The 23,175-nt window shown below is 61.9% G+C and carries 27 protein-coding genes; 21 read left to right on the top strand and 6 right to left on the bottom strand.

Annotated elements, in window-relative coordinates; genetic code table 11:
* Positions 1-4: 4 nt before the first annotated feature.
* Complete coding sequence (locus tag NKH49_RS11910; protein ID WP_352682156.1) at positions 5-907, bottom strand: LysR substrate-binding domain-containing protein; 903 nt, start codon at positions 905-907, stop codon at positions 5-7.
* A gap of 91 nt (positions 908-998) precedes the next feature.
* Between NKH49_RS11910 and NKH49_RS11905 the strand changes: the two genes are divergently transcribed.
* The 6 genes from NKH49_RS11905 (at position 999) to NKH49_RS11880 (ending at position 7,479) form a co-directional block, all read left to right on the top strand.
* Positions 999-2,549 (top strand): trimethylamine methyltransferase family protein, encoded by a 1,551-nt coding sequence (locus tag NKH49_RS11905; protein ID WP_023674389.1) that lies wholly within the window; start codon positions 999-1,001, stop codon positions 2,547-2,549.
* A 41-nt stretch (positions 2,550-2,590) separates the two neighbouring features.
* Complete coding sequence (locus NKH49_RS11900; RefSeq protein WP_352747024.1) at positions 2,591-4,240, top strand: ABC transporter substrate-binding protein; 1,650 nt, start codon at positions 2,591-2,593, stop codon at positions 4,238-4,240.
* 105 nt (positions 4,241-4,345) lie between these two features.
* Positions 4,346-4,825, top strand: coding sequence for a DUF3828 domain-containing protein (locus tag NKH49_RS11895; protein ID WP_352542343.1), 480 nt, complete (start codon positions 4,346-4,348; stop codon positions 4,823-4,825).
* Between the two features lie 4 nt (positions 4,826-4,829).
* Positions 4,830-5,387: a hypothetical protein gene (locus NKH49_RS11890; RefSeq protein ID WP_352724502.1), complete on the top strand. Its 558-nt coding sequence runs from the start codon at positions 4,830-4,832 to the stop codon at positions 5,385-5,387.
* Between the two features lie 11 nt (positions 5,388-5,398).
* Positions 5,399-6,583 carry a mandelate racemase/muconate lactonizing enzyme family protein gene (locus NKH49_RS11885; RefSeq protein WP_352542345.1) on the top strand — a complete coding sequence of 395 codons (1,185 nt, stop codon included), beginning with the start codon at positions 5,399-5,401 and terminating at the stop codon, positions 6,581-6,583.
* 110 nt (positions 6,584-6,693) lie between these two features.
* Positions 6,694-7,479, top strand: coding sequence for an alpha/beta hydrolase (locus tag NKH49_RS11880; protein WP_352617767.1), 786 nt, complete (start codon positions 6,694-6,696; stop codon positions 7,477-7,479).
* A gap of 14 nt (positions 7,480-7,493) precedes the next feature.
* Here the strand turns inward: NKH49_RS11880 and queF are convergent, their stop codons facing one another.
* On the bottom strand, positions 7,494-7,955 hold the full coding sequence (queF, locus tag NKH49_RS11875; RefSeq protein WP_023674394.1) for a preQ(1) synthase: 462 nt from the start codon (positions 7,953-7,955) through the stop codon (positions 7,494-7,496).
* 113 nt (positions 7,956-8,068) lie between these two features.
* Between queF and NKH49_RS11870 the strand changes: the two genes are divergently transcribed.
* A complete protein-coding gene (locus NKH49_RS11870) occupies positions 8,069-10,114 on the top strand; it encodes an oxidoreductase (RefSeq protein ID WP_352473628.1) in 2,046 nt (681 codons plus the stop codon).
* A 140-nt stretch (positions 10,115-10,254) separates the two neighbouring features.
* Here the strand turns inward: NKH49_RS11870 and NKH49_RS11865 are convergent, their stop codons facing one another.
* Positions 10,255-10,662 carry a hypothetical protein gene (locus NKH49_RS11865; protein ID WP_023674396.1) on the bottom strand — a complete coding sequence of 136 codons (408 nt, stop codon included), beginning with the start codon at positions 10,660-10,662 and terminating at the stop codon, positions 10,255-10,257.
* 117 nt (positions 10,663-10,779) lie between these two features.
* On the opposite strand from NKH49_RS11865, the gene NKH49_RS11860 reads away from it, so the two are divergent.
* The 3 genes from NKH49_RS11860 to NKH49_RS11850 all read left to right on the top strand — a co-directional run bounded on the left by NKH49_RS11860 (position 10,780) and on the right by NKH49_RS11850 (position 11,982).
* Positions 10,780-11,205 (top strand): MarR family winged helix-turn-helix transcriptional regulator, encoded by a 426-nt coding sequence (locus NKH49_RS11860; protein WP_352473629.1) that lies wholly within the window; start codon positions 10,780-10,782, stop codon positions 11,203-11,205.
* A 79-nt stretch (positions 11,206-11,284) separates the two neighbouring features.
* Positions 11,285-11,527 carry a type II toxin-antitoxin system Phd/YefM family antitoxin gene (locus NKH49_RS11855; RefSeq protein WP_352473667.1) on the top strand — a complete coding sequence of 81 codons (243 nt, stop codon included), beginning with the start codon at positions 11,285-11,287 and terminating at the stop codon, positions 11,525-11,527.
* A gap of 17 nt (positions 11,528-11,544) precedes the next feature.
* Complete coding sequence (locus tag NKH49_RS11850; protein ID WP_352473630.1) at positions 11,545-11,982, top strand: type II toxin-antitoxin system VapC family toxin; 438 nt, start codon at positions 11,545-11,547, stop codon at positions 11,980-11,982.
* 11 nt (positions 11,983-11,993) lie between these two features.
* Here NKH49_RS11850 and NKH49_RS11845 read toward each other — a convergent pair whose 3' ends face one another.
* Positions 11,994-14,066, bottom strand: coding sequence for a putative bifunctional diguanylate cyclase/phosphodiesterase (locus NKH49_RS11845; protein WP_352926176.1), 2,073 nt, complete (start codon positions 14,064-14,066; stop codon positions 11,994-11,996).
* A 265-nt stretch (positions 14,067-14,331) separates the two neighbouring features.
* Here NKH49_RS11845 and NKH49_RS11840 point away from each other — a divergent pair, with 265 nt between their 5' ends.
* From NKH49_RS11840 to NKH49_RS11830, 3 genes are read left to right on the top strand one after another with little or no spacing between them, the layout of a single operon-like run.
* The gene (locus tag NKH49_RS11840) at positions 14,332-15,519 is read left to right on the top strand and encodes a glycine C-acetyltransferase (protein ID WP_352473632.1); all 1,188 of its coding nucleotides are present in this window, start codon (positions 14,332-14,334) and stop codon (positions 15,517-15,519) included.
* Between the two features lie 48 nt (positions 15,520-15,567).
* Entirely contained in the window at positions 15,568-16,602 is a 1,035-nt protein-coding gene (gene tdh, locus NKH49_RS11835; protein WP_352452270.1) for an L-threonine 3-dehydrogenase, read from the top strand.
* An 18-nt stretch (positions 16,603-16,620) separates the two neighbouring features.
* Positions 16,621-17,244 carry a DUF4304 domain-containing protein gene (locus tag NKH49_RS11830; RefSeq protein WP_352926173.1) on the top strand — a complete coding sequence of 208 codons (624 nt, stop codon included), beginning with the start codon at positions 16,621-16,623 and terminating at the stop codon, positions 17,242-17,244.
* Positions 17,245-17,274: 30 nt separating this feature from the next.
* On the opposite strand, the gene NKH49_RS11825 is transcribed toward NKH49_RS11830, so the two are convergent.
* Positions 17,275-17,712, bottom strand: coding sequence for a MarR family winged helix-turn-helix transcriptional regulator (locus NKH49_RS11825; protein ID WP_352473669.1), 438 nt, complete (start codon positions 17,710-17,712; stop codon positions 17,275-17,277).
* A gap of 153 nt (positions 17,713-17,865) precedes the next feature.
* Between NKH49_RS11825 and hmgA the strand changes: the two genes are divergently transcribed.
* The 8 genes from hmgA to NKH49_RS11785 are packed head-to-tail and all read left to right on the top strand — an operon-like array spanning position 17,866 to position 22,889.
* Positions 17,866-19,179, top strand: a complete 1,314-nt coding sequence (gene hmgA, locus NKH49_RS11820) for a homogentisate 1,2-dioxygenase (RefSeq protein ID WP_352501450.1) — start codon at positions 17,866-17,868, stop codon at positions 19,177-19,179.
* A gap of 10 nt (positions 19,180-19,189) precedes the next feature.
* The gene (locus NKH49_RS11815) at positions 19,190-20,053 is read left to right on the top strand and encodes an MBL fold metallo-hydrolase (RefSeq protein ID WP_352926171.1); all 864 of its coding nucleotides are present in this window, start codon (positions 19,190-19,192) and stop codon (positions 20,051-20,053) included.
* Positions 20,050-20,403 carry a hypothetical protein gene (locus tag NKH49_RS11810; RefSeq protein WP_352682142.1) on the top strand — a complete coding sequence of 118 codons (354 nt, stop codon included), beginning with the start codon at positions 20,050-20,052 and terminating at the stop codon, positions 20,401-20,403. The genes NKH49_RS11815 and NKH49_RS11810 overlap by 4 nt, the downstream gene beginning before the upstream one ends.
* 17 nt (positions 20,404-20,420) lie before the next feature.
* Positions 20,421-21,443, top strand: a complete 1,023-nt coding sequence (locus NKH49_RS11805) for a fumarylacetoacetate hydrolase family protein (protein ID WP_352617751.1) — start codon at positions 20,421-20,423, stop codon at positions 21,441-21,443.
* Complete coding sequence (locus NKH49_RS11800) at positions 21,440-21,733, top strand: hypothetical protein (protein WP_352617748.1); 294 nt, start codon at positions 21,440-21,442, stop codon at positions 21,731-21,733. The genes NKH49_RS11805 and NKH49_RS11800 overlap by 4 nt, the downstream gene beginning before the upstream one ends.
* Positions 21,734-21,737: 4 nt before the next feature.
* Positions 21,738-22,286, top strand: a complete 549-nt coding sequence (locus NKH49_RS11795; protein WP_352926168.1) for a DinB family protein — start codon at positions 21,738-21,740, stop codon at positions 22,284-22,286.
* Between the two features lie 50 nt (positions 22,287-22,336).
* Positions 22,337-22,591: a BrnT family toxin gene (locus NKH49_RS11790; RefSeq protein ID WP_352926166.1), complete on the top strand. Its 255-nt coding sequence runs from the start codon at positions 22,337-22,339 to the stop codon at positions 22,589-22,591.
* On the top strand, positions 22,578-22,889 hold the full coding sequence (locus NKH49_RS11785) for a BrnA antitoxin family protein (RefSeq protein ID WP_352457131.1): 312 nt from the start codon (positions 22,578-22,580) through the stop codon (positions 22,887-22,889). Before NKH49_RS11790 ends, NKH49_RS11785 begins: the two co-directional genes overlap by 14 nt.
* 19 nt (positions 22,890-22,908) lie before the next feature.
* On the opposite strand, the gene NKH49_RS11780 is transcribed toward NKH49_RS11785, so the two are convergent.
* Complete coding sequence (locus NKH49_RS11780; protein ID WP_352636607.1) at positions 22,909-23,133, bottom strand: type II toxin-antitoxin system Phd/YefM family antitoxin; 225 nt, start codon at positions 23,131-23,133, stop codon at positions 22,909-22,911.
* Positions 23,134-23,175 lie beyond the last annotated feature (42 nt).

Here is a 23,175-nt window from a genome sequence, read left to right as displayed (position 1 = left end):
GGCCTCACGCCTGCGCCGCCAGCCAGTCCCGCACCTTGCGGGCGTTGTCGCTGAGTTCGCGGTTCCTCGACCAGATGACATGAAAGCCCTTGCCGGTCGTCATCGTGTGGCCGGTGACGCGCACCAGCAGCCCTGATGCCAGCAGCCGCTCCGCGAGGTGACCCCAGCCGAGCGCGATGCCTTGTCCTTCCATGACGGCCTGGATCACCAGCGCATAGTCGTTGATGCGCAAGCCGCGTCCGGCATCGGCGATGTCGACACCGGCTGAGGCGAACCATTCGTCCCAGCTCGCGGCCTCGCGAAACGGCTCTTCAAGATGAATAAGGCGGTGCGATTGAAGGTCCGCGACACGCTCCGGCAGCCCGAACCGTGCCACATAACTAACGCCGGCAACGGGGAATATCACCTCATCGGCCAGCGGCAGCGAATGATAATCCGTCCATTCCCTGGGCTCGCCGCCGCGGACGCCGAGCGGGATGTCTTCGGCGATGATGTCGAGATCGCGGTCGGCGGTCTGGATGCGCAGGTCGATGCCCGGCAATTCGTCGCGAAACTGCTGCAGGCGCGGCATCATCCAGAACGAGGCAAAGGCGGTCGAGGCGGCGAGTGTCACATGCGCGCCGACGGCGATCTGGCGCAGATCCTCCGCCGACTTGCGAATGTGCGACAGGCCGAGCGAGACGTCGGCATGGAAGCGGTCGCCGGCCTCGGTCAGGCTGACTTGCCGGTGGCGGCGCTGGAAGAGTTTGGCGCCGAGCTGCTCTTCGAGCCCACGGATCGCATAGGAGACGGCAGCCTGCGTCATGCCGAGCTCGCGCCCGGCGGCGGTAAAGCTCGACAGCCGCCCGGCGGCCTCGAAAACGATCAGGCTGCCGGCCGACGGCAGCAGGTGGCGCAAGCTTCGCATAAGCTGAGCTTATACAAGAGATCAGGATTTTCCAGCGTCACAGCCGCATTTTGTCTGGCTAGATTGGTCGAGACAGGAAGATGGAGCCTTCATGAACGCACCGGCCGTTGAAGTGAGCGAACACACCAACCGCCGCAGCGGCGGCCGCCTGGGGCGCAAGGCGCTGCGGGGCGCACCCATAGCGTCGTTTCCAACCCTGGTCCGTCAGATTCCCGTCTATCAGATGGTCCCGGACGAGGCGGTTGAGCTGATCCACCAGGAGTCGCTCTCCATCCTCGAAGAAGTCGGATGCGAGTTCCGCGACGACGAGGCGATCGCAATGTGGAAGGCGGCGGGCGCCGATGTCTCGGAGACAAGGGTCCGGATCGACCGCGCTCTGCTGATGGAGCTCATCTCGAAGGTCCCGTCGGAGTTCACGCTCAATGCGAGGAATCCCCAGCGTTCCGTACGTGTGGGTGGAAACAACTCCATCTTCGTGCCGATGTACGGGGCGCCTTACGTGCGCGACCTCGACAACAACAGGCGCTACGGCACACTCGCCGACCTCAACAATTTCCACAAGCTCGCCTACATGGCGCCGGCGCTGCACTCGTCGAGCTCGATCATCTGCGAGCCGATGGAAATCGCGGTGCCGAAACGTCATCTCCACATCATCCATTCGGCGCTGAAGCACTCCGACAAGCCGTTCATGGGCATCGTGACCTCCAGGGATCGAGCCGAAGACACGATGGCGATGGCAGGCATCGTGTTCGGCGAGGACTATGTCCGCGACAACCCGGTCCTGGTGTCGATCACCAACTGCAATTCGCCGCTGGTGTGGGACGCCACCATGCTGGACGCGATGAAAGTCTATGCGCGCCACAACCAGCCGCTGATCCTCGCCCCCTTCGCCCTTTGCGGCGCCTCGACTTCGGCCTCTGCCGTCGGTGCGGTCGCGCAGGTCAATGCCGAAGCGCTGGCGGGCGTCGCGTTCACACAGCTCCTGCGTCCGGGTTCGCCGCAGATCTACGGACAGTTCATGGTGACGGTCGACATGAAGACCGGCGCTCCCATGGGCGGCACGCCGGAGGCGGCCCAGATGATGTATCTCATGGGCGCGCTGGCGCGGAAGTATCGTCTGCCGTGGCGCACGTCCGGTTTCCATGTCGGCTCGAAGCTGAACGACGCCCAGGCGGGCTACGAGGCGAACATGCTGATGCATGCCGCCATCCTTGCCGGCGCCAACTACATCTGGCACTCTGCCGGTTGGCTCGAGGCCGGCCTGACCTGCGGCTATTCGAAATTTGCCACCGACTGCGAGCAGCTTGTCGGCTGGTACAAATATGCTGGCGGGCTGCCATTCGACGATTTCAAGGAGGCTATGGCGGCTATCCGCGAGGTCGGACCACAGGGCCATTTCCTCGGCACCCAGCACACGCTTGAACATTTCGAGTCCGCCTTCTTCATACCGAGCATCATGGACTTCAATTCGTTCGAACAGTGGAAGGCGGAAGGAGCAAAGGACCACGACACCCGCGGCCGCGAGAAAGCGCGCAACATGCTCGCCGATTATGAGGAGCCGAAGCTCGATGAGGGCATCGCCGATGGTCTCAAAGATTTGATTGCGCGGCGCGAGGAGAAACTGCCGGACAGCGTTAGTTGATCACGGGCGAAGACCCGATGCGAACCATAAGGGAGGAAAAAATGACACTCTTCAGAAGCAACGGCGATCGCGTACCGAGCGCCATCGAAGCAATGGCCAGCGAGGCGCGCGCCGGTCGCGTCGACCGGCGGGAGTTTCTGGCCCTGGCAAGCGCTTTCGGCGCATCAACGGCCCTTGCCTACGGCATGATTGGACTTGCCGTGCCGGAGCGGGCTTTGGCTGAAGAGCCGAAGAAAGGCGGAACGCTGCACGTTTCGATGTCGGTGAAGGCGCAAAAGGACACGCGCACCTACGACTGGGTGGAACTTGCGAACATTTCACGCTGCTGGCTCGAGCCGCTTGTCCGCTACACTCGCCAGTTCACATTCGAGCCGGTTCTGCTCGAAGGCTGGGAGGTCAACGACGACGCCACCGAATACGTGCTGCATGTGCGCAAGGGCATCGCCTGGAACAACGGCGATGCTTTCAACGCCGATGACGTAGCCTACAATCTGACGCGCTGGTGCGAGAAGGCTGCCGCCGGCAATTCGATGGCCGCGCGCGTCGGTGCGCTGATCGATGCAAAGACCGGCAAGGCCAGGGAAGGGGCGATCACCAAGGTCGACGACAACACGGTGAAGCTGAAGCTGAACGAACCGGACATCTCGCTGATCCCGAACTTCACCGACTATCCGGCGCTGGTGGTCCATCGCAACTTCGACGCCGACGGCGCCAATCCGATTGAGAAGCCGATTGGCACCGGGCCGTTCGAACTGGTGTCTTATGCGGTCGGCCAGAAAGCGGTCGTCAAGCGTCGTGAGAATGGCAAATGGTGGGGCGGTGAAGCGCTTCTCGACGGCGTCGAATTCATCGACTACGGAACCGATTTCAACGCCTCGATAAATGCATTCGACTCCGGCGAAATCGACCTCAACTTCGAGACGCCGGCCGACTTCATAGACATCCTCGACAAGATGGGGCTGGTCAAATCGGAGGTCGCGACAGCGACCACGCTCGTCGCCCGGACCAACATCACGAACAAGCCCTATGACGACAAGCGGGTTCGCAACGCCCTCCAGATGGCCGTCGACAACAAAGCGGTGCTCGAACTTGGCTACGCCGGGCGAGGCACTGTTGGTGAAAACCACCACGTCAGCCCGATTCATCCGGAATACTACGCGCTGCCCAAGAAGACACGCGACGCCGCGGGCGCCAGGAAGCTTATGGCCGATGCCGGGCAGGACGACTTCGAGCATGAACTGATCACCGTCGAGGACGATTGGCAAAAGAACACCGGCGACGCTATTGCCGGCCAGTTGCGCGATGCCGGGATCAAGGTGAAGCGCACCGTGCTGCCGGGGTCGACCTTCTGGAACGACTGGACGAAATACCCCTATTCGATGACCATCTGGTACATGCGCCCGCTTGGCGTACAGGTGTTGGCGCTCGGCTATCGCACCGGCGAGGCCTGGAACGAAACCGGCTACTCGAACCCTGATTTCGACGCCAAGCTCAAGCAGGCTCTTTCGCTCATCGACGTGGAAAAGCGCCGCGAGGTCATGAAGGACATCGAGCAGATCCTGCAGGATTCGGGCGTCATCATTCAGCCGTTTTGGCAGAAGCTGTTCAGCCACATGAATGAGAAGGTGAAGAACTACGGTGTCCACCAAACCTTCGAGATGGATCTCCAGGATGTCTGGCTGAACGCCTGAGTTGCCAGCAGACGAGACGTTGCAGGATTTCATGGACCGCAAGAAAGCCGACGGGCAAGATGCGTGGTACTGATAGCTTCCGTCAGTGAACAATCGGGGACACCCATGAAACTGCCACTTTTTGTTGCCGCGCTTTCGATGGCCGTGCCGGCGGCCGCGTTTGCCGGCCCTGCTGCCAACGCCGTGAAGTTCTTTTATGTCCCGTCGGTCAAATTCGAGGCCGATGCGCAATATCGCGACCGCTTCACCGCACCGGTGACGAAACTGTTCGAACTGAACGACAATGCCGCAAAGAACCATCCGGATGAAGTTCCCTGCATCGACTTCGCCCCTGGTCTCGATGCGCAGGACTATGACGAGAAGACCGTGGCCAAGACGCTGACGCTGGCCGAAACGCTGGATGGCGACAGCGCCGAGGTGACGGCGACGTTCAACCTTTTTCCGGAAGGCGATGGTTCCAAACGCGAAATGGTCTGGTCGTTGAAGAAGATCGACGGCCAGTGGAAGGTCGCCGACATTACCTCGAAGACCAGCGGCTGGACCCTGAGTGCGCTCGAATGCCTGGCCGGACAGTCGCCGGAGTGATGCCGTGCTTCGCTGCCGTCCCTGGATTTTGGCGACTGCGTGCCTGCTGGCCGGATTGAGCAGCGCCGCCGCTCAGGGCCTATTCGGCGCGCCGCCCGCAAACGCGCCGGCCGACAGTGCGGCACCTCCGCCGGCAGTTTCGCCGCCGGCAGAAAACGCGCCGGCCGCAGCCGTGCAGCCGGGCTCGCCGACCGCGGTGGTGAAGCCGTTCTACGAGCATGCCGGGCTCGAGGTCGATCCGGCTCAGCGGGGCCATTTCACCGACCCGGCAAAGTCGGTGCTGGACAAGAGCGATGCGCTGCGGAAATCGGGGCAGGGCGAGTGCCTCGATCCCAACATGGCGCTCGACAATTCCGAATACGACAAGGCGGAGATCGACAAGAGCCTGAAAACCATCGAAGCGGTCAAGGGCGACGAGGCCAAGGTCGTCGTCGCTTTTGTCGTCTCCGGCAATCCGCACCGGCTGGAATGGAAGTTCAAAAAGATCGATGGCGACTGGAAGATATCGGACCTGCTCTCGGTGACCGGCGAATGGGCGCTAAGCCAATACCAGTGTGAGTGAGAACGGAACCGATGAAGATCACCAACATCCGCGTCACCCACGTCAACGTCCCGCTCGATGCTCCGTTCTGGTGGACGGCTGGTCTCTACGGCGGCGCCTCGAAATCGATCATCGAGGTCGAGACGGACGAAGGCGTGGTCGGACTGGGCGAGGCGCCATGGTGGCATTTCGGCGAGGTGATCAAGGCCGAGATCGCGCCGGCGCTGATTGGCGCCGATCCGCTCGACATCGCCGACTGCGAGGCGCGCTGCGTGCCGCCCTGGCAGATTACCGCCAACACCGGCGAGAATGCAGCCACGGTGGCGTTCGGCGCCGTCGAACTGGCGCTGTGGGATATAAGAGGCAAGGTCTTCGGCATGCCGCTCTACAAGCTGCTCGGCGGCGCGGTGCGCAAGGACATTCCGTTTTCGGAATATTTCGCCTTTCGCCCCGCTCACGGCGGAGCCGGCGGCGAGATGACCGCCGAAGCGATCGTCGACTACTGTCTCGGCATGCGAGAACAGCACGGCTCGACGATTTTCGAGGGCAAGCTGATCATGGGCGATCCCGAGCTCGAGATCAGGACAGTGCGCATGCTGCGCGAGGCGCTTGGCGATAAAGCCCAGATCAAACTCGATTCCAACATGCAGTGGTCGCTGACCACAGCGCGCTGGGTGCTGCGCGAGATCGAGCCGTTCAACATCCGCAACTACGAGGATCCGGTCGCGACCTTCGAGGAGATGGCTGCGCTGCGCCAGCATTCGCGCATTCCGTTCTCGACGCACATCCCGGATCTCAGACGGGCAGTCGCGCTCGGTGCGCCGGATTACTTCGTCTGCAATTTCGCAGCACTCGGCGGATTGTCGAAAACTCTGAAATTCATCGCCGCCTGTGAGGCGATGGGCAAGGGGTTCTGGTGCTATTCGAACGATCTCGGCATCATGACATCGGCTTATCTGCACGTCGTGGCGGCGACACCGTGGATCACCGAGGCGTCGCAGTCGTTGTTTCGCTGGCAGATCGGCGATGTCATCAAGGACGGTCCTTTTCGCCAGACGGGCAATACGGTGCGCGTGCCGGAGGGTGACGGGCTGGGCGTCGAACTCGATCCGGCGGCAATGAAACGCTGGTCAGCGCACTTTGCCGAACACGGGCCGATGCACCATTTCAGCGACCCGAACAGCCCCAGCCGCTACCGGCGGCTGCCGCTCAACTGATGCGAAGTGCACGTGACCGATCGATGAGAAGAGGTCCTGTCGTGGTTGCTTTATTCGCGGCGGTTTGCGTCCTGGCCTGCGCTGTCACCTGGGAGGCAGGAAGCCACGCGGTGGCCCGCGTGCCTCAGCAAAGCTTCACGCTGCCTGTGGGGTTACCGGTGGAGCGCATCGTTCTGAAGCGGGAGGGCGCGCCCGACCTTGCCGGTTGGGTGGCGGATCGGCAGGACAGTTGCGGAACAATCGTGCTGTTACACGGACGTGGTTCAAACAAGCTGGCCATGGTTCCAAGAGCGAAGCTGCTTTTCGAAAGCGGCTACTCGATCGTGCTGTTCGATCTGTCGGGACATGGCGAAAGCGGCGGCGATATCAGAGGCTTTGGTTACATCGAACGGCAGGACGCCAGCCGCATCCTCGCCTTTGCGCGGCAACGCTTCGCCGGTCGCAAGGTGGCGGCCATCGGCTCGTCGCTCGGTGCGGCTGCTTTTGTATTTGGCGCTCAGCAGGAGCATGCCGACGCCTATGTCCTGGAGCAGCTCTACGCGACTTTGCTGGAAACCACGGCGTTGCGAGCGCCCTTGCCTATGTTGCGCGACGTACAGGCGACCATCCTCTTGGCGCAGATGCAGCTCCGCCTTGGCTTCGGGGTAGATGATGTCAGGCCGGTCGATCGCATCGGCGCGATTGATCGGCCGATATTGCTGCTAGCAGGCAATTCGGATCCGTTTGTCGCTCGCAGCCAGACACTGGCGTTGAAAGATGCGGCAGGCGCTGACGCAAAGCTGGTCTGGTTCGACGGCGCGCGGCATGTTGATCTCTATCGCTATGACCAACAGCGGTACCGCGACGCGGTGATGCCTTTCCTGGAGACCAACCTGTGCCGGACCGGGATCAGGTGAGCCGCTCCGTCCGATCAGCCGCGCCCGCGATAGGGGGCGACGCCGGTGTCGGGCAGCCACACACCTTCCGGCGGCGCGCCGGTTTGCCAGAACACGTCGATCGGAATGCCACCGCGCGGATACCAGTAGCCGCCGATGCGCAACCACAATGGCTTGGTCGCGGCGATGATGCGGCGGCCGATCATGACGGTGCATTCTTCGTGGAAGGCGCCATGGTTGCGAAACGAGGTCATGAACAGCTTGAGCGACTTCGATTCCACCAGCAGCGCATCGGGTGCGTAGTCGATGACGATATGGGCGAAGTCCGGCTGGCCGGTGACCGGGCAGAGCGAAGTGAATTCCGGGCAGGTGAAGCGAACGATGGCCGGCGGGCCGTCGCCGCGCGAAAACGGCACGGTTTCCAGGACTGCCGCTTCAGGGCTCTGTGGCGCCTCGACGTTGGTGCCGAGCTGGGTGAGGTTTTTCGTATCGGTCATGAGCAGGTTCCTTGCTGCATGTCGCCCAAAACTGCGCAGCGATTTTGGGACAGCGACATGCGTAAAAACAAAATTTGCCGCTCATTAGCACAATTTGAAACAGCAGGAAGACGATGACCAGCAACGACCCGCTCCTCCAGCCCTATCAGCTCAAGCATCTGATGCTGAAGAACCGGGTGATGTCGACCAGCCATGAGCCGGCCTATTCTGAGGACGGCATGCCGAAGGAACGCTACCGGCTCTACCATGCCGAAAAGGCCAAGGGCGGCATGGCGCTGACCATGACCGCCGGTTCGGCGATCGTCTCGCGCGACAGCCCGGCCGCTTTTGGCAATCTGCATGTCTATGACGACCGCATCGTGCCGTGGCTCGCCGAGCTTACCGATGCCTGCCACGAGCACGATTGCAAGGTGATGATACAGATCACCCATCTCGGCCGCCGCACCGGTTGGAACAAGGCCGACTGGCTGCCCGTGCTGTCGGCTTCGCCGGTGCGCGAACCGGCCCATCGCGCCTTTCCCAAGACTATCGAGGACTGGGATATCGAGCGCATCGTAGCCGACTATGCGGCGGCCGCGCAGCGCTGCCAGGCTGCCGGCCTCGACGGCATCGAGTTCGAAGCCTACGGCCATCTGATGGACGGTTTCTGGTCGCCGGCCACCAACCAGCGCGACGACGATTTCGGCGGCTCGCTCGACAACCGGCTGCGCTTCACCGGAATGGTGCTCGACGCGGTGCGTGCCGCGGTCGGCGAAAAGTTCGTCGTCGGCATCCGCATGGTCGCCGACGAGGATTTCGAGAAAGGCCTGTCGAAACAGGAGGGCGTCGAAATCGCCAGGCGGCTGGCCGGCTCCGGCAAGGTCGATTTCCTCAACATCATCCGTGGCTCGATCGAGACCGATGCGGCGCTGACCAAGGTCATCCCGGTGACCGGCATGCGGTCGTCGCCGCATCTCGACTTTGCCGGCGAGATCAGGGCAGCGACGAAATTCCCGACCTTCCATGCGGCGCGGATTTCCGACGTCGCCACCGCGCGTCACGCCATCGCCACCGGCAAGCTGGACATGGTCGGCATGACGCGCGCCCACATTGCCGACCCGCATATCGTCAAAAAAGTGATGGAGGGCCGCGAGCACGAGATCCGCCCTTGCGTCGGCGCCACCTATTGCCTCGACCGCATCTATGAGGGCGGCGAGGCGCTGTGCATCCACAATGCGGCGACGGGCCGCGAGGCTGATATCCCCCATATTATTCCGAAAACCGAGGGACCGAAGCGGAAGGTGGTCGTCGTCGGTGCCGGCGCCGGCGGGCTGGAGGCGGCGCGCGTCGCCGCCGAGCGCGGGCACCAGGTGACGGTGCTGGAAGCATCGAGCCAGGCCGGCGGCCAGGTGCGGCTGGCAACGCAAAACCCGCGCCGCAAGGAATTGATCGGCATCATCGACTGGCGCCTGGCCGAACTCGACCGGCTGGGCGTCGAGATCCGCTACGACAAATGGGCGGAGACGGACGACGTGCTGGCGCTGTCGCCCGACGTGGTGGTGGTCGCCACCGGCGGCCTGCCGCAGAACCCGCCTCTGACGGCGGGCGACGATCTCGTCACCTCGAGCTGGGACATCATGGCCGGCAGCGTCAAGCCGGCCGAGAACGTGCTGCTCTATGACGACAATGGCGGCCATCAGGGCATGGGTGCCGCCGAACTGATCGCCAATAGCGGCGCCAGGCTGGAGCTGGTTTCACCAGAGCGCTTCTTCGCCCCGGAAATGGGCGGCATGAATCATGTGCCCTACATGCGCGCCTTCCAGGAAAAGGGTGTCACGGTGACCATCAACACACGGCTACGTTCTGTGCGGCGTGAAGGCAACCAGCTGATCGCCGAGCTCGCCTCCGACTTCGCCGATGGCTGGCGCGGCGAGCGGCGGGTCGACCAGGTGGTGGTCGAGCACGGCACGCTGCCGCTCGACGATCTCTACCTGGCGCTGAAGCCGCTGTCGAAGAACGCCGGTGCGATCGATTACGAAAAACTGATCAATGGCGGCGACATCTTTCCTGCGCGCAATCCGCAAGGCGGTTTCGTCGTCTTTCGCATCGGCGACGCGGTAGCTTCACGCAATATCCACGCTGCGATCTATGACGGCATCAGGTTCGGCTTGCGAATCTGAGGAATATTTTGGATTGATTGGTGGCGCGCAGCCGAACCTCCGTACGGAGAGCCACCACGGTACGTCGGTCCGGTCTGCGCGCCGCGCACGCCGCCGGCCATCGCCGGGCACCGTACGATCTTGCGATTGCGGCAGGACGTTCAAAACATCCTGGCGGTGGCCATGCAGAACACGGTGATGACCAGCAGGCCGCCGGCGATGCGTTCGCCCTTTGTCATCTTGGCGCGCAACTGGGTTTGCTTCGCCGCATCAGCGCCGGCCAACTGCCTGCTGGCGGAACCCACCAGCGCGCCCTGAACCCCGGCGGCGATTAACGCCGTCAAGATGCCGAGCGCCAAGACCTTCTCCATCGAGCCGAAAGAGCCGTTGTGGAAGAAATACCACAGCAGCAAGCCGGTGAGGAAAACCACGCCGGCTGCGCCCATTTGCGGCCGGAAGAAACGTTCCGCCCTGATCTCCGGTTCGCGCGCAACCGCGATAGTGGTGCCGGCCCAGAACACACCCGCCATGACGTGAAGGCCGAGGACGATGATGTAGACATATTGCATGACCGCATTTCCTCTCTTGCCCACCGCCAGGCATATCGATAGATATCAAATGATTAGATGTCAACGCATAAGCTCGAGCCGGTTCCATAGGCTTTGCCCTTGTTCTAGTGTCGGATCATGACGCCCTTTGACCGCCCGCCGATCGGGATGAATCTCGCGCGCACCGCCAAGCTGGTTGCGCAGGCTTTCGACGCTGCCTTGGTCGAGGCAGGCGGCACGCTGCCGGTCTGGGTCACGTTGCTGTCGGTCAAGTCGCGGGAGCTGGCCAATCAACGCGAGCTCGCCGGCATGATCGGCATCCGGGGCGCAACGCTGACCCACCACCTCAACGCCATGGAGACGCAAGGCCTGCTGATGCGCCGCCGCGATCCCGAGAACCGCCGGGTTCACCAGGTGGAGCTGACCCAAGCCGGAGAAGCGCTGTTCCTGCAATTGCGCACCGCCGCGTTAGCCTTCGACAAGCGGCTGCGGAAAGGACTGTCCGACGACAGGCTGGCAGAGTTTGCACAGGTGCTGGCCGCGTTGCGGGCCAATGTCAGTTGATACCGATTGGACCGCAACCCTTGTTCCAAGCCGTCTGCAATGTTATATGACCATGGTAGTCATATGCGAGGGTGGCAACATGCGCGAAATTCAGTTGAAAGACGCCAAGGCGACGCTTTCGGCAGTCGTCGATCAGGCAGTTGCAGGAGAGCCTGCCATTATCACACGCCACGGTCGGAAGCAGGCCGTCATCCTGTCGTTCGAAGATTATCAGCGGCTGTCTCGGGTGCCGAGCTTCGGGCGGCTGCTGGCGGCTTTTCCCGGGGACAAGGACGACATTCCGCCTCGTTCCCGTAAGCCGGCTCGCAAGGTTGCGTTGTAGCGCGGCGACCAGCCCTGATGTTTCTGCTGGACACCAACATCATCTCGGCAATGGCTCCAGCCAGGAAGGTTGATCGGGCGGCGCTGATGGCATGGCTCGATATGGCGAGCGAATACCTGTTCCTATCCGTTGTGACTGCGTCCGAAATCGCGGCGGGGATAGCGAAGGCGGAGCGCGACGGCGCGACCACAAAGGCCGCGCTGCTACGCGACTGGTGGCAGGCAGTCGAGCACCTTTACGGGGCAAGGATTCTGCCCTTCGATTTGCGAGCCGCGCATGCCGCGGGTTCTATTCTTGATCGCGCAAGGGCTCATCGGCCGGGATTTGAAGATATAGCGATTGCTGCTACGGCCGAGGTTCACGGCCTGGTGATACTGACGGATAACGAGCGTCATTTCGCACCACTTGGGGTGCCGATGCTCAATCCGCTGAGAAACCTGCCGCCATTGCAGTAGTTCCGACTTTCCTACGCCCGGCAGCCCTGCAGCACCGTCAGCCTGGCCTTCTTGGGCGTTCGCGCCACCAGCCATTCGCGCACGCTGTCCGGCGGCATCGGGAAAGCGATGGAATAGCCTTGCACCTGGTCGCAGCCGATCGCCATCAGCGAGTCGAGCTCGGCTTCGGTTTCGGCGCCCTCGGCAACGATCGAGATGCCGAGACCGCGGGCGAGCTCGGTGAGGGCACGCACGATCTTGGTGTTGCCGCTGTTCTCGTTGATGTTCTGGACGAACCGGCGGTCGATCTTCAGCCGATCGATCTCGTTTGGATTGACATGGCTGAGCGATGCGTAGCCGGTGCCAAAATCATCGAGCTCGAGATGGATGCCGGCGGCGCGAATGTGCCGCAGCTTTGCCGCGATACCGGTCTTCTCGTCGTCGAGGATGACGGATTCGACGATCTCCAGCGACAGTTTGTGCGCTGGCAGGCCAGCCCTCTCCAGCATGTCGAACAGGAAGACTTCGAAATCTGTCTCGCGCAGCTCCGAGCCGGATACATTGACGGCGATCCGTCCGAAGGCGATGCCTGCGCGGTTCCATTCGGCTGCTTCGTCGATCGCCTTGGCGATGACGATGCGGCCGATCTCGGGCATGAGACCGCATTTTTCCGCTATCGGAATGAACTCGCCCGGCGCGATCATGCCGCGCTCGGCATGTCTCCAGCGAACCAGAGCCTCGATGCCGCTGATGGCGCCGTCCGACAGCGAGACTTGCGGCTGGAAATAGACTTCGAACGCCTTCTCCGAGATAGCGGTCCTGATATCGAGCTCGAGCTGCTTGCGATAATCGAGTTCGTGCCTCAGCTCCTCGGAGAAGAACGACAAGCTGCCGCCGCCCTGCTTCTTGGCGGAATACAGCGCCAGATCGGCATGGACGAGCAGATCCTGCGCATTGTCGGCGTCGACAGGGTAGACCGCAATCCCGGCACTTACGCCCGGATGGATTGTCGTGCCTCGAAAGACGATCGGCTTGTTGAGCTTGGTCAGGATGCGCCGGGCGACGGTATCGATGTCCTCGGTGCTGCCGGCACCGTTGAGAATCATGACGAATTCATCGCCGCCGAGCCGCACGTTGAGATCCGACGTACGGCACGAATCACGCATGCGCTGCGCAGCCGCCACCAGCACATAATCGCCGGCGGCGTGGCCGAACGTGTCGTTGATCTGCTTGAACCGGTCGAGATCGAACTGCACCACGGCAACCCGTTCACGCCGTCGCCGCGCGGCATTGATCAGCGTATCGAAATGCTCGGTCAAAAAGGTGCGGTTGTGCAGGCCGGTTAGCCCGTCATGCACGGCGATAAAGGCCATGGAATTGCGCGCATCGACCAGCTCGCGCGTCCTGCGCAGGATGGCATTCGACATTGGCCTGAAAATGAAAAGCGCCACCAGCACGATGACGCCGATGGTCGAGTAGAACAATGTGCGGTTAAGATCGAGAAGTGTTTCGGATCGCTGGTCTGCAAAGGCACTGATGCGCTGGCCAAGTGCGGCATAGCCCGACAATGTTGCGTTGGCAATGGAAGCGTTCAGGTTGACGCGCTCCTCTCCGCCTTTGTAGCCACCATTGCCGGCCATGTTGAGCCGCGATTCGAATGACGAGATCAGGCGTTCGCCGTTGGCGATAAGCCCGACCGAGAAATAGTCGAGATGGTACGGCTTGGCGAAAAGTACGCTCTCGATCGATCTCGGATCGAACCTTGCCGGCGACGCCGGATCGGCGGCGGTCCGTTCGAGCAGCAGATCGTAGTTCTCCTCGAACTCCACCGTCGCTTGCTTGAGCGCGCTAACCAGGGCCGGCTGCTGGTCGCGTGAGGCGGTACCGGTGGCGCCGGCAAGGAAGACGATGCGCTGCGATAGGGCTTTTTGTGTGCTGACCACATCGAGCAGTGCCTGGTTGTGCTGCTGGGCCGCCATCATCTGCTGCAGCAGGATGAAGGAGGCCACGACCATGGCGGCGATGATCAGCAGAGCCAGCCAGTAGCCGGATTTGATCAGGAGTATGAGCCTGCCCGAAACGGCGTGCACCGGCTGCTGTGACATTTTCTGAGGCGGCCCTCTCGCCAACGAATTCTTGTGCGACAACCTTTGGCTTCAAAGTGTTAACAGGTTTGGGACGGCAGCATGCCGGCGGCGGCGACCGTGGCGAGAAACCCGCAAAGTGGTTATTGCAATCTTTCGCGGCGCCTCCGCATTTGAACATCGTGGCCTCTGCCGTGCCATTGCCGCCACCGAAGCGGTCGCTTTTGCGATGGATTTTTCGTCCGCGCGGCGCGACAGTCCTCATCGATCTCAACAGGGCCTGATCATGACCGAAGCATTCCTTTCCCACATCGACAGCGAGCTTGAAGGACTGAAATCGGCCGGCCTTTACAAATCCGAACGGGTGATAACCTCGACCCAATCGGCCGAGATCGAGGTCGGCGGCGAGAAGGTGCTGAATTTCTGCGCCAACAATTATCTCGGCCTCGCCGACAGCGCCGAACTGCGCGAGGCGGCCAAGCAGGCGCTCGACCGGTACGGCTACGGCATGGCATCCGTGCGCTTCATCTGCGGCACGCAGGAAGAACACAAGCAGCTCGAGGCGACCATTTCTGACTTCCTCGGCATGGAGGACACCATCCTCTACGGCTCCTGCTTCGACGCCAATGGCGGCCTGTTCGAGACGCTGCTCGGCGAGGAGGATGCGGTCATCTCCGATGCGCTGAACCACGCCTCGATCATCGACGGGGTACGGCTGTCGAAGGCAAAGCGCTTCCGCTACGCCAACAACGACATGGCCGATCTGGAAGCGCGGTTGAAAGAGGCGCGCGACTGTCGGTTCCGGCTGATCGCCACCGACGGCGTGTTCTCGATGGATGGCATCATCGCCAATCTGAAAGGCGTCTGCGACCTCGCCGACAAATACGATGCGATGGTCATGGTCGACGACAGCCATGCTGTTGGCTTCGTCGGCAGGAACGGCCGTGGCTCGGCCGAACATTGCGGCGTCGAGGGCAGGGTGGACATCATCACCGGTACGCTGGGCAAGGCATTGGGTGGCGCGTCCGGCGGCTACACGTCGGGCAGGAAGCAGGTGGTCGACTGGCTGCGCCAGCGCTCGCGCCCCTATCTGTTTTCCAACACGCTGATGCCGGCGATCGCTGGCGCTTCGATCCGGGTTTTCGAGATGATCCGCAATGGCGATGCATTGCGCCAGCGCCTATATGCCAATGCGGCGCGGTTTCGCTCCGAGATGGGCAAGCTCGGTTTTACTCTGGCCGGCGCTGACCATCCGATCATCCCGGTGATGCTGGGCGACGCGACGCTGGCGCAGGAAGTGGCGGCGCGGATGCTGAAGCGCGGCATCTATGTCATCGGCTTCTCGTTCCCGGTGGTGCCGAAGGGCCAGGCGCGCATCCGCACGCAGATGTCGGCCGCCCATTCCGGCGCCGACATCGAACGCGCGGTTGAGGCGTTCGCCGCAGTCGGTCGCGAACTCGGCGTGATTTCCTGAGCGGCCGGATCAAGAGATTCAAGCGACTAAGGTTCTGGGGACAAAAGAATGTCGAACATGATGAAGGCGCTGGTCAAGGCCAAGGCCGAGCCGGGCATCTGGATGGAAGAAGTGCCGGTGCCGGAAATCGGTCCGAACGACGTGCTGATCAAGATCAGGAAGACGGCGATCTGCGGCACCGACGTACACATCTACAATTGGGACCAGTGGGCGCAAAAGACCGTGCCGGTGCCGATGGTAACCGGCCACGAATTCGTCGGAACCGTCGCCGATTTCGGCACGGCGGTGACCGAGTACAAACTCGGCCAGCGGGTTTCCGGAGAAGGCCATATCGTCTGCGGCCATTGCCGCAACTGCCGGGCGGGCAGGGGGCATCTGTGCCGCAACACGCTCGGCGTCGGCGTCAACCGGCCGGGCGCCTTTGGCGAATACCTTGCGATCCCGCAGCACAATGTCGTGCCCATCCCCGACGATGTGCCGGACGAGATCGCCGCCATCTTCGATCCCCTGGGCAATGCCGTCCACACGGCCTTGTCTTTCGATCTGGTCGGCGAGGACGTGCTGGTCACCGGCGCCGGGCCGATCGGCATCATGGGTGCACTGGTGGCGCAGTGCGTCGGCGCGCGAAAAGTGGTCATCACCGACATCAACCCGGTGCGCCTGGCACTGGCGAAAAAGCTCGGCGTCCAGCATGTCGTCGATGCGTCGAAGGAAAAGCTGCGCGACGTCATGCCGGCGCTCGGGATGACCGAGGGTTTTGACGTCGGCCTCGAAATGTCGGGTGCCGCACCTGCCTTCCGCGACATGATCGACACCATGAACAATGGCGGCAAGATTGCCATTCTCGGCATCGCGCCGACCGGCTTCGAGATCGACTGGAACAAGGTCATCTTCAAGATGCTGCATCTGAAAGGCATCTACGGCCGCGAGATGTTCGAGACCTGGTACAAGATGATCGCGCTGGTGCAGGGTCCTCTCGATGTCAGCGGCCTGATCACCCACCGCATCGGCATCGACGACTATATTTCGGGATTTGAGGCGATGAAGAGTGGCAATTCCGGCAAGGTGGTGATGGATTGGTGAGGCATATAGGGGTGCAAGATGGCGGATAGTGAGCACGGTCGCATCATTGCCTCGCAGGCAAAGATCGTACTGAAGCCCGCCGGATTTCAACGCAAAGGGAAGTCTCGAATCTGGATCGCCGATCGCGGCTTCTGGCTAAGTGTAGTCGAGTTCCAGCCCAGCTCTTGGTCCAAAGGCACTTACCTTAACGTAGCAGTCCACTGGCTCTGGGGTTCGCTCCCTGAAACAGTTACCTTCGATCGTCCTCAGCGCATTGGACAGTTCGTTCCGTTCGAGAGCCCGGCACAGTTTCTGCTCGCGGTTGATCAAATGGCCAAGAAGGCCGTCGAAATCGATCGGGTTCACCGATCAATGTTCCCTTCCGTGCAGGCGACAGCGACAATCCTCGTGAATGAATTGCAGCCGGGCGCCTACGGCGAGTGGGCGGCCTTCCACGCCGGGGTGGCGGCCGGTTTGGCTGGTGATTTTGAAACGGCAAGGCGGCTGTTTGAAAGCGCTCAGAGACATGCGGCTTCGCAGGCGCAGCTTCTCTTGGGCTACATCGATGGTCCGATAGCATTTCGAAGCCGTGTCAGAGGCTTCATTGTAGCCGAACGCGCCTACTACGGTCTAGGAGCGTTACCTGCCGCAATAGCGATCTGATTTCTACGACGGTCAAACCCATGGAGGATTTCAACCCACTGTGAGTTTTGCCTCCAGCGCCGCTACCCCACTGACAATCGCCGCCCGCTCTTCCGCACCAAGCCTCTCCAGCAGCTCCCGCTCGAACTCCTTCGCCAGCGGCACCATTTCGCGATAGGCGGCAAGCCCCGCTTTGGTCAGCGTCAGATGCTCGACGCGACGGTCTTTCTCGTCTGGCGTGCGGGTCAGCCAGCGGCGCCGCTCGAGTTCGGCGACCGCGCGCGAAACCTTGGTCTTGTGCATGGCCGATTGCTCGCCGAGCGCCGTCGCCGTCATCGTGCCGTGCTGTCCAAGTCCCGCAAGCGTGCGCCATTCGGGCCGGGTCAGGCCGTGGCGGTCCTTGTATATCCTTGAGAATTCGCGGCTGACGGCATCGGCAAGCCGATAGAGCCGGTAAGGCAGGAAGGATTCCAGCTCGAGGATTTCCATGGTTGGCCCTGACTGGCATGCTGGCGGCTCATGCCGAAATCACCGTTGATGGTTACATTTTCAATGGTTACAAATGAAACCGGTATGGTCAACTCGGAGCATCCTTGCGGATGCGCAAACGATGCTCCGAGACCATGAATTCGGGAGGATTCCATGGCCTATTCCTACATGCCGGGTTTCGGCAACGACTTCGAGACCGAGACTCTGCCGGGCTCGCTGCCGCAAGGGCGAAACTCGCCGCAGCGGCCGGCCTACGGCCTCTATGCCGAGCAGCTTTCGGGCTCTCCTTTCACCGCGCCGCGCGGCACCAATGAGCGCTCCTGGCTTTATCGGATAAGGCCGAGCGTCAGGCACACCGGTCGCTTCAAAGCGGCGAATTATCCGCTTTGGAAAAGCGCGCCGAACGTCGGCGACCATCAGCTCGCACTCGGCCAGTATCGCTGGAGCCCCGTGCCGATGCCGAAGGAACCGACCGATTTCATCGCCGGCATGCGCTCGATCACCACCGCCGGCGACGTGCTCGGCCAGACCGGCATGGCGGCACACGTCTATGTCGCCAATCGCTCGATGGTCGACGATCATTTCTTCAACGCCGACGGCGAGTTGCTGGTCGTGCCCCAGGTTGGAGCCTTGCGCTTCGTCACCGAGATGGGTGTTATCGAACTCAGGCCGGGCGAGATTGCCGTGCTGCCGCGCGGCCTGGTGTTCAAGGTCGAACTGGTCGATCCGCAAGTGCGCGGCTATGTCTGCGAAAATTACGGCGCCAAGCTGACGCTGCCGGATCGCGGCCCGATCGGCGCCAATTGCCTGGCCAATCCGCGCGATTTCAAGACGCCCTGCGCCTGGTTCGAGGACAAGGACACGCCCTGTCGGCTGATCGCGAAATGGTGTGGCCAGTTCCATGTCACCGAAATCGACCATTCGCCGCTGGATGTGGTGGCGTGGCACGGCAATTATTCGCCCTACAAATATGATCTTGCGACCTTTTCGCCGGTCGGTGCGATCCTGTTCGACCACCCCGATCCGTCGATCTTCACCGTGCTGACCGCGCCGAGCGGCGAGGAAGGCACCGCCAATATCGATTTCGTCATCTTCCCGCCGCGCTGGCTTGTGGCGGAAAACACTTTCCGCCCGCCCTGGTATCACCGCAACATCATGAGCGAGTTCATGGGCCTGATTCATGGTCAGTACGATGCCAAGGAAGAGGGCTTCGTGCCGGGCGGCATCAGCCTGCACAACATGATGCTGGCTCACGGACCCGATGCGTCTGGCTTCGAAAAAGCCTCGCGCGCGGAGCTGAAACCGGTCAAGCTCGACAACACCATGGCCTTCATGTTCGAGACACGCTTTCCGCAGATGGTGACCCGCTATGGCGCCGAGCTCGAAACCCGGCAGGACAACTACATCGACTGCTGGGCCGGCCTGAAGAAGCGCTTCAACGGCACGCCAGAGGGCGACTGGTCTTGAGCGCCGTCGTATGACGGATCGTCTGGTGCTTCTGGGTTCGAAGGGTGGCCCGGCGCTGCGGCCGGGCGGCCCGTGGCCGAGTTCGTCGCTGCTGGAGATTGGCGGCCGCACCATCGTCGTCGATTGCGGGCTGGGCGTAACGCGCGGGCTGACCGATGCCGGCATCAGCCTGAAGGCGCTCGACCTGATCTTCATCACGCATTTGCACTCCGACCATGTTCTGGAACTCGGACCTCTCATCCACACCGCCTGGACCGCCGGCCTGGCGGCGCCCGTCACTTTGTTCGGCCCGCCCGGCATCGGCCATTATTGGCAGCGCTTTTGCCAGGCAATGGAATTCGATATCGAGATCCGCATCGCCGATGAAGGCAGGCCGGATCTCCGCGACCAGGTTTCGATCGTCGAATTTGGTGAAGGCCAGGTGGCCGAAGAGCGCGGTCTCAAAATATCGGCGCTGCGCGTCGACCACCCGCCGGTGACGGATTGCTTTGCGCTGCGCTTCGATCATGCGGGGCAAGGCATCGTCTTTTCGTCGGATACGGCGTTCTTTCCGCCATTGGCGGATTTCGCCGAGGGCGCCGACATTCTGGTCCACGAGGCCATGCTGGAAGTGGGTATCGAGCGGCTGGTCGCGAAGACCGGCAACGGCGCAAGGCTGAGGGAACACCTGCTTGCCAGCCACAGCTTTGCCGAGGAGGCGGGCCGCATCGCCAGCGACGCAGGCGTCAAAAGACTGGTCGTCAACCACCTCATTCCGGCCGACGATCCCGAGATCGGCGAAGCCGACTGGATTGCCGCCGTCAGGAAAACATGGGCCGGCGACTTGACGATCGCCCGCGACGGCCTTGTTGTGGGGCTTGGGAGTGAGACGTGACCAAAGACAAGCTTTGGGAAGAGGTGGGCAAATCCGAGGAGACATCCTGGGCGCAGCTCTCCTTGTTTCTCGACAGAGTGGAAGACTTGCCGTCTTTTGTCCGGTTCCTCGATGCGTTGAGGAGGGATCGGGAAGACGCCGACCGCAAGGAGACTGCGATGCCGGGACCATCCGATCCCGGCTGGAACGGTTGGTACAACGGCTCGATCAGCACCTTTCTCGAATCGGCAGTCGCCTGGGCCGTCACCTGGACCGAAGACAGTCGGCGCGGCGACCCGGCGTTGCTGGCAAATGACAATCCCTGGAGAGCCGCGGCCAGAATTATCTATGCCGGCAAATACTACGAATAAACGCATAGGGAGGACGCATGAAGCTTGCCACATTGAAGGACGGAACGCGCGATGGAAAGCTCGTCGTCGTCTCGCGCGACCTGACGCGGTTTACCGATGCTTCGTTCCTGGTGCGCACGCTGCAGGCCGCACTCGACGACTGGCATCGCATCGCCCCCCATCTCGCTGCGATGGCCGAATCGCTGGAGAATAATGCGGTGCCGTCCGCCCGCTTTCACGAGCACGACGCCCATTCGCCGCTGCCGCGGGCCTATCAATGGGCTGACGGCTCGGCCTATGTGAACCACGTCGAACTGGTGCGAAAGGCGCGCGGCGTCGAGATGCCGCCAAGCTTCTGGACCGACCCGCTGATCTACCAGGGCGGCTCAGACTCCTTTCTCGCACCGCGCGACCCGATCCGGATGGCCGACGAGGCCTTGGGCATCGATATGGAAGGAGAGGTCGCGGTCATAATCGACGATGTGCCGATGGGCGCAAGCCTCGACGAGGCGAGGGCGGCGATCCGGCTGGTCTTGCTGGTCAACGACGTGACGCTGCGCGGCCTCACCGCACCTGAACTCGCCAAGGGGTTCGGTTTCTTCCAGTCGAAACCGTCATCGGCCTTTTCGCCGGTTGCGGTGACGCCGGACGAGCTGGGCGATGCCTGGGACGGCGGCAAGGTCAGCCTGCCGCTGCTGGTCGATCTCAACGGCAAGCCGTTCGGCCGGGCGAACGCCGGCATCGACATGACCTTCGACTTTCCGGCGCTGATTGTTCACGCCGCAAAAACGCGGCCGCTGGCCACCGGCACCATCGTCGGTTCGGGCACCGTCTCCAACAAGCTCGACGGCGGGCCGGGCAAGCCTGTCTCGGCGGGCGGCGCCGGCTATTCCTGCGTCGCCGAGCTGCGTATGATCGAGACCATCGAAACCGGCGAACCGAAAACGCCGTTCCTGCGCTTTGGCGATAGCGTGCGCATCGAGATGAAGGACAGGGGTGGGCATTCGATCTTCGGCGCCATCGAGCAGAGGGTCGAGAAGTACGAGGGGGCAAGAGAATGACGGGCGAGACATTCTATCTGCTGTGCGGTGTCTGGGCCCTTGTCATGCTGGCGATCTTCATCCTGGCGATCCGCCTGAGCTATCGCATCGAGGCGCGCTCGCCAGGCCTGACCAACCGCAGCGGCTTTCCGCGCAAGGCGATGATGTTTCACACCGTCACCAACACGAATGTCGCGCTGGACCAGGAAACGCAAGCCATGCGGCGGCACATGATCGGGCTGCTGCTGATTGTTTTGGCTGGGTTTGCGCTTCTATGGGCGGGTGTGTCGCTATTCCGGGTCGCGCCGTGAAGTCATGGACCTGCTGAACCATTTCCGGCGCATGGCAGCCAACAATCTGTGGTCCAACGACCGGCTCTACCGCGCCGTGCTGCAGCTTGGGCCCGGCGAATTCGAAGCCGAACGGACGAGCTTCTTTCCGTCGATCAAGGCAACGCTGAACCACATCCTGGCGGTCGATCACCTCTATCTCGATTTTCTCGAAGAGGGCGGCGTCGGCGCCGCGGTCTACGATGAGTTCTTGCTCTTCGACGAAGCGGACGCGCTCTTTGGCAAGCGGACGGAGGCCGACCGGCGGCTGATCGCCTTTTGCGACCGTCTGTCGGCGGACGATCTCGAGCGCCGCGTCGTCACCGATCGGCGCGAGGACGGCATGATACCGGAACGGATCGGCGACCTGCTCGCCCATCTCTTCATCCACGACATCCATCATCGCGGCCAGGTGCACGCGATGCTGTCCGGCACCTCGGTGAAACCGCCGCAACTCGACGAGTTTTTCCTCGATTATGATCTGAAACTCAGGAAAGCCGAGGTCGAGAGGTTGGTGCTCGAAGGTCGCAATTAGTTGTAGTTACGAAAATTATTGACTTAATTATTGTAGGTACATAAATTCTGATGAAGATCGTTTGGGACGAACCAAAACGGTTGGCCAACATTGACAGGCACGGCTTGGATTTTGCGGCGCTTGGTGACGAGTTTTTTCTTGCCTCGACAATCCGCACTGCCAAGGCCGGACGTCTCACGGCAATTGGCGGGATCATCGATGGCATCGTTGCGGTGGTTGCCCGGCTCGGTTCCGAGGGCATCTCGATAATTTCGGTGCGCCCGGCAAGTCCCGCGGAAAGGAGATTGTTCAATGGCAAAGCGTAAGGTGCGCACCGAGTTCGAAGCTGGTCGCGGCTACAGCAAAGAAGATTGGGAAGCCGTTTCGGAGAATCCGGAATGGACAGAGGAGGATTTTCGAAACGCTCGTCCTTTCGCCGAAGCGTTCCCTGAGCTTGCCGAAAGCATTCGCCGTTCGCGCGGCCGGCCGGCTCTCGATAATCCGAAGAAGCAGGTAACACTCCGTCTCGACAGTGACGTAGTCGCCCGCTTTCGTGCCGGCGGCCCCGGCTGGCAGAGCCGCATCAACGAGATTCTGCGCAAAGCCGCCGGCCTCGCCAAATAGACGTTTGCCTGTGACAGCGTCATTTGGCATACCCGTCCCATTCGGGACCGAGTTCGTCAAAATCGTCGGCAATCCTGATTTTGCCCTTCATGGCGCCGACACGAGGCAGGGACTCGGGCACGGCTAACGGCACGAGGCGCGCCGCAACCTTGCCGCGACGGGTAATCACAATCTCTTCGCCAGCTTCCGCGCGGCTGACGAGTTCCGACAGTCTTGCCTTGGCCTCTGCGATAGCAATGTTCATGGCCAGAGTCTGAGCTACTACTGACCGAATCGCAAGAAGTCC

The sequence above is a fragment of the Mesorhizobium sp. M1088 genome, from assembly GCF_040318575.1.
In the GTDB taxonomy this organism is placed as follows: domain Bacteria; phylum Pseudomonadota; class Alphaproteobacteria; order Rhizobiales; family Rhizobiaceae; genus Mesorhizobium.
This window is presented reverse-complemented; position numbering and strand designations above follow the sequence as displayed.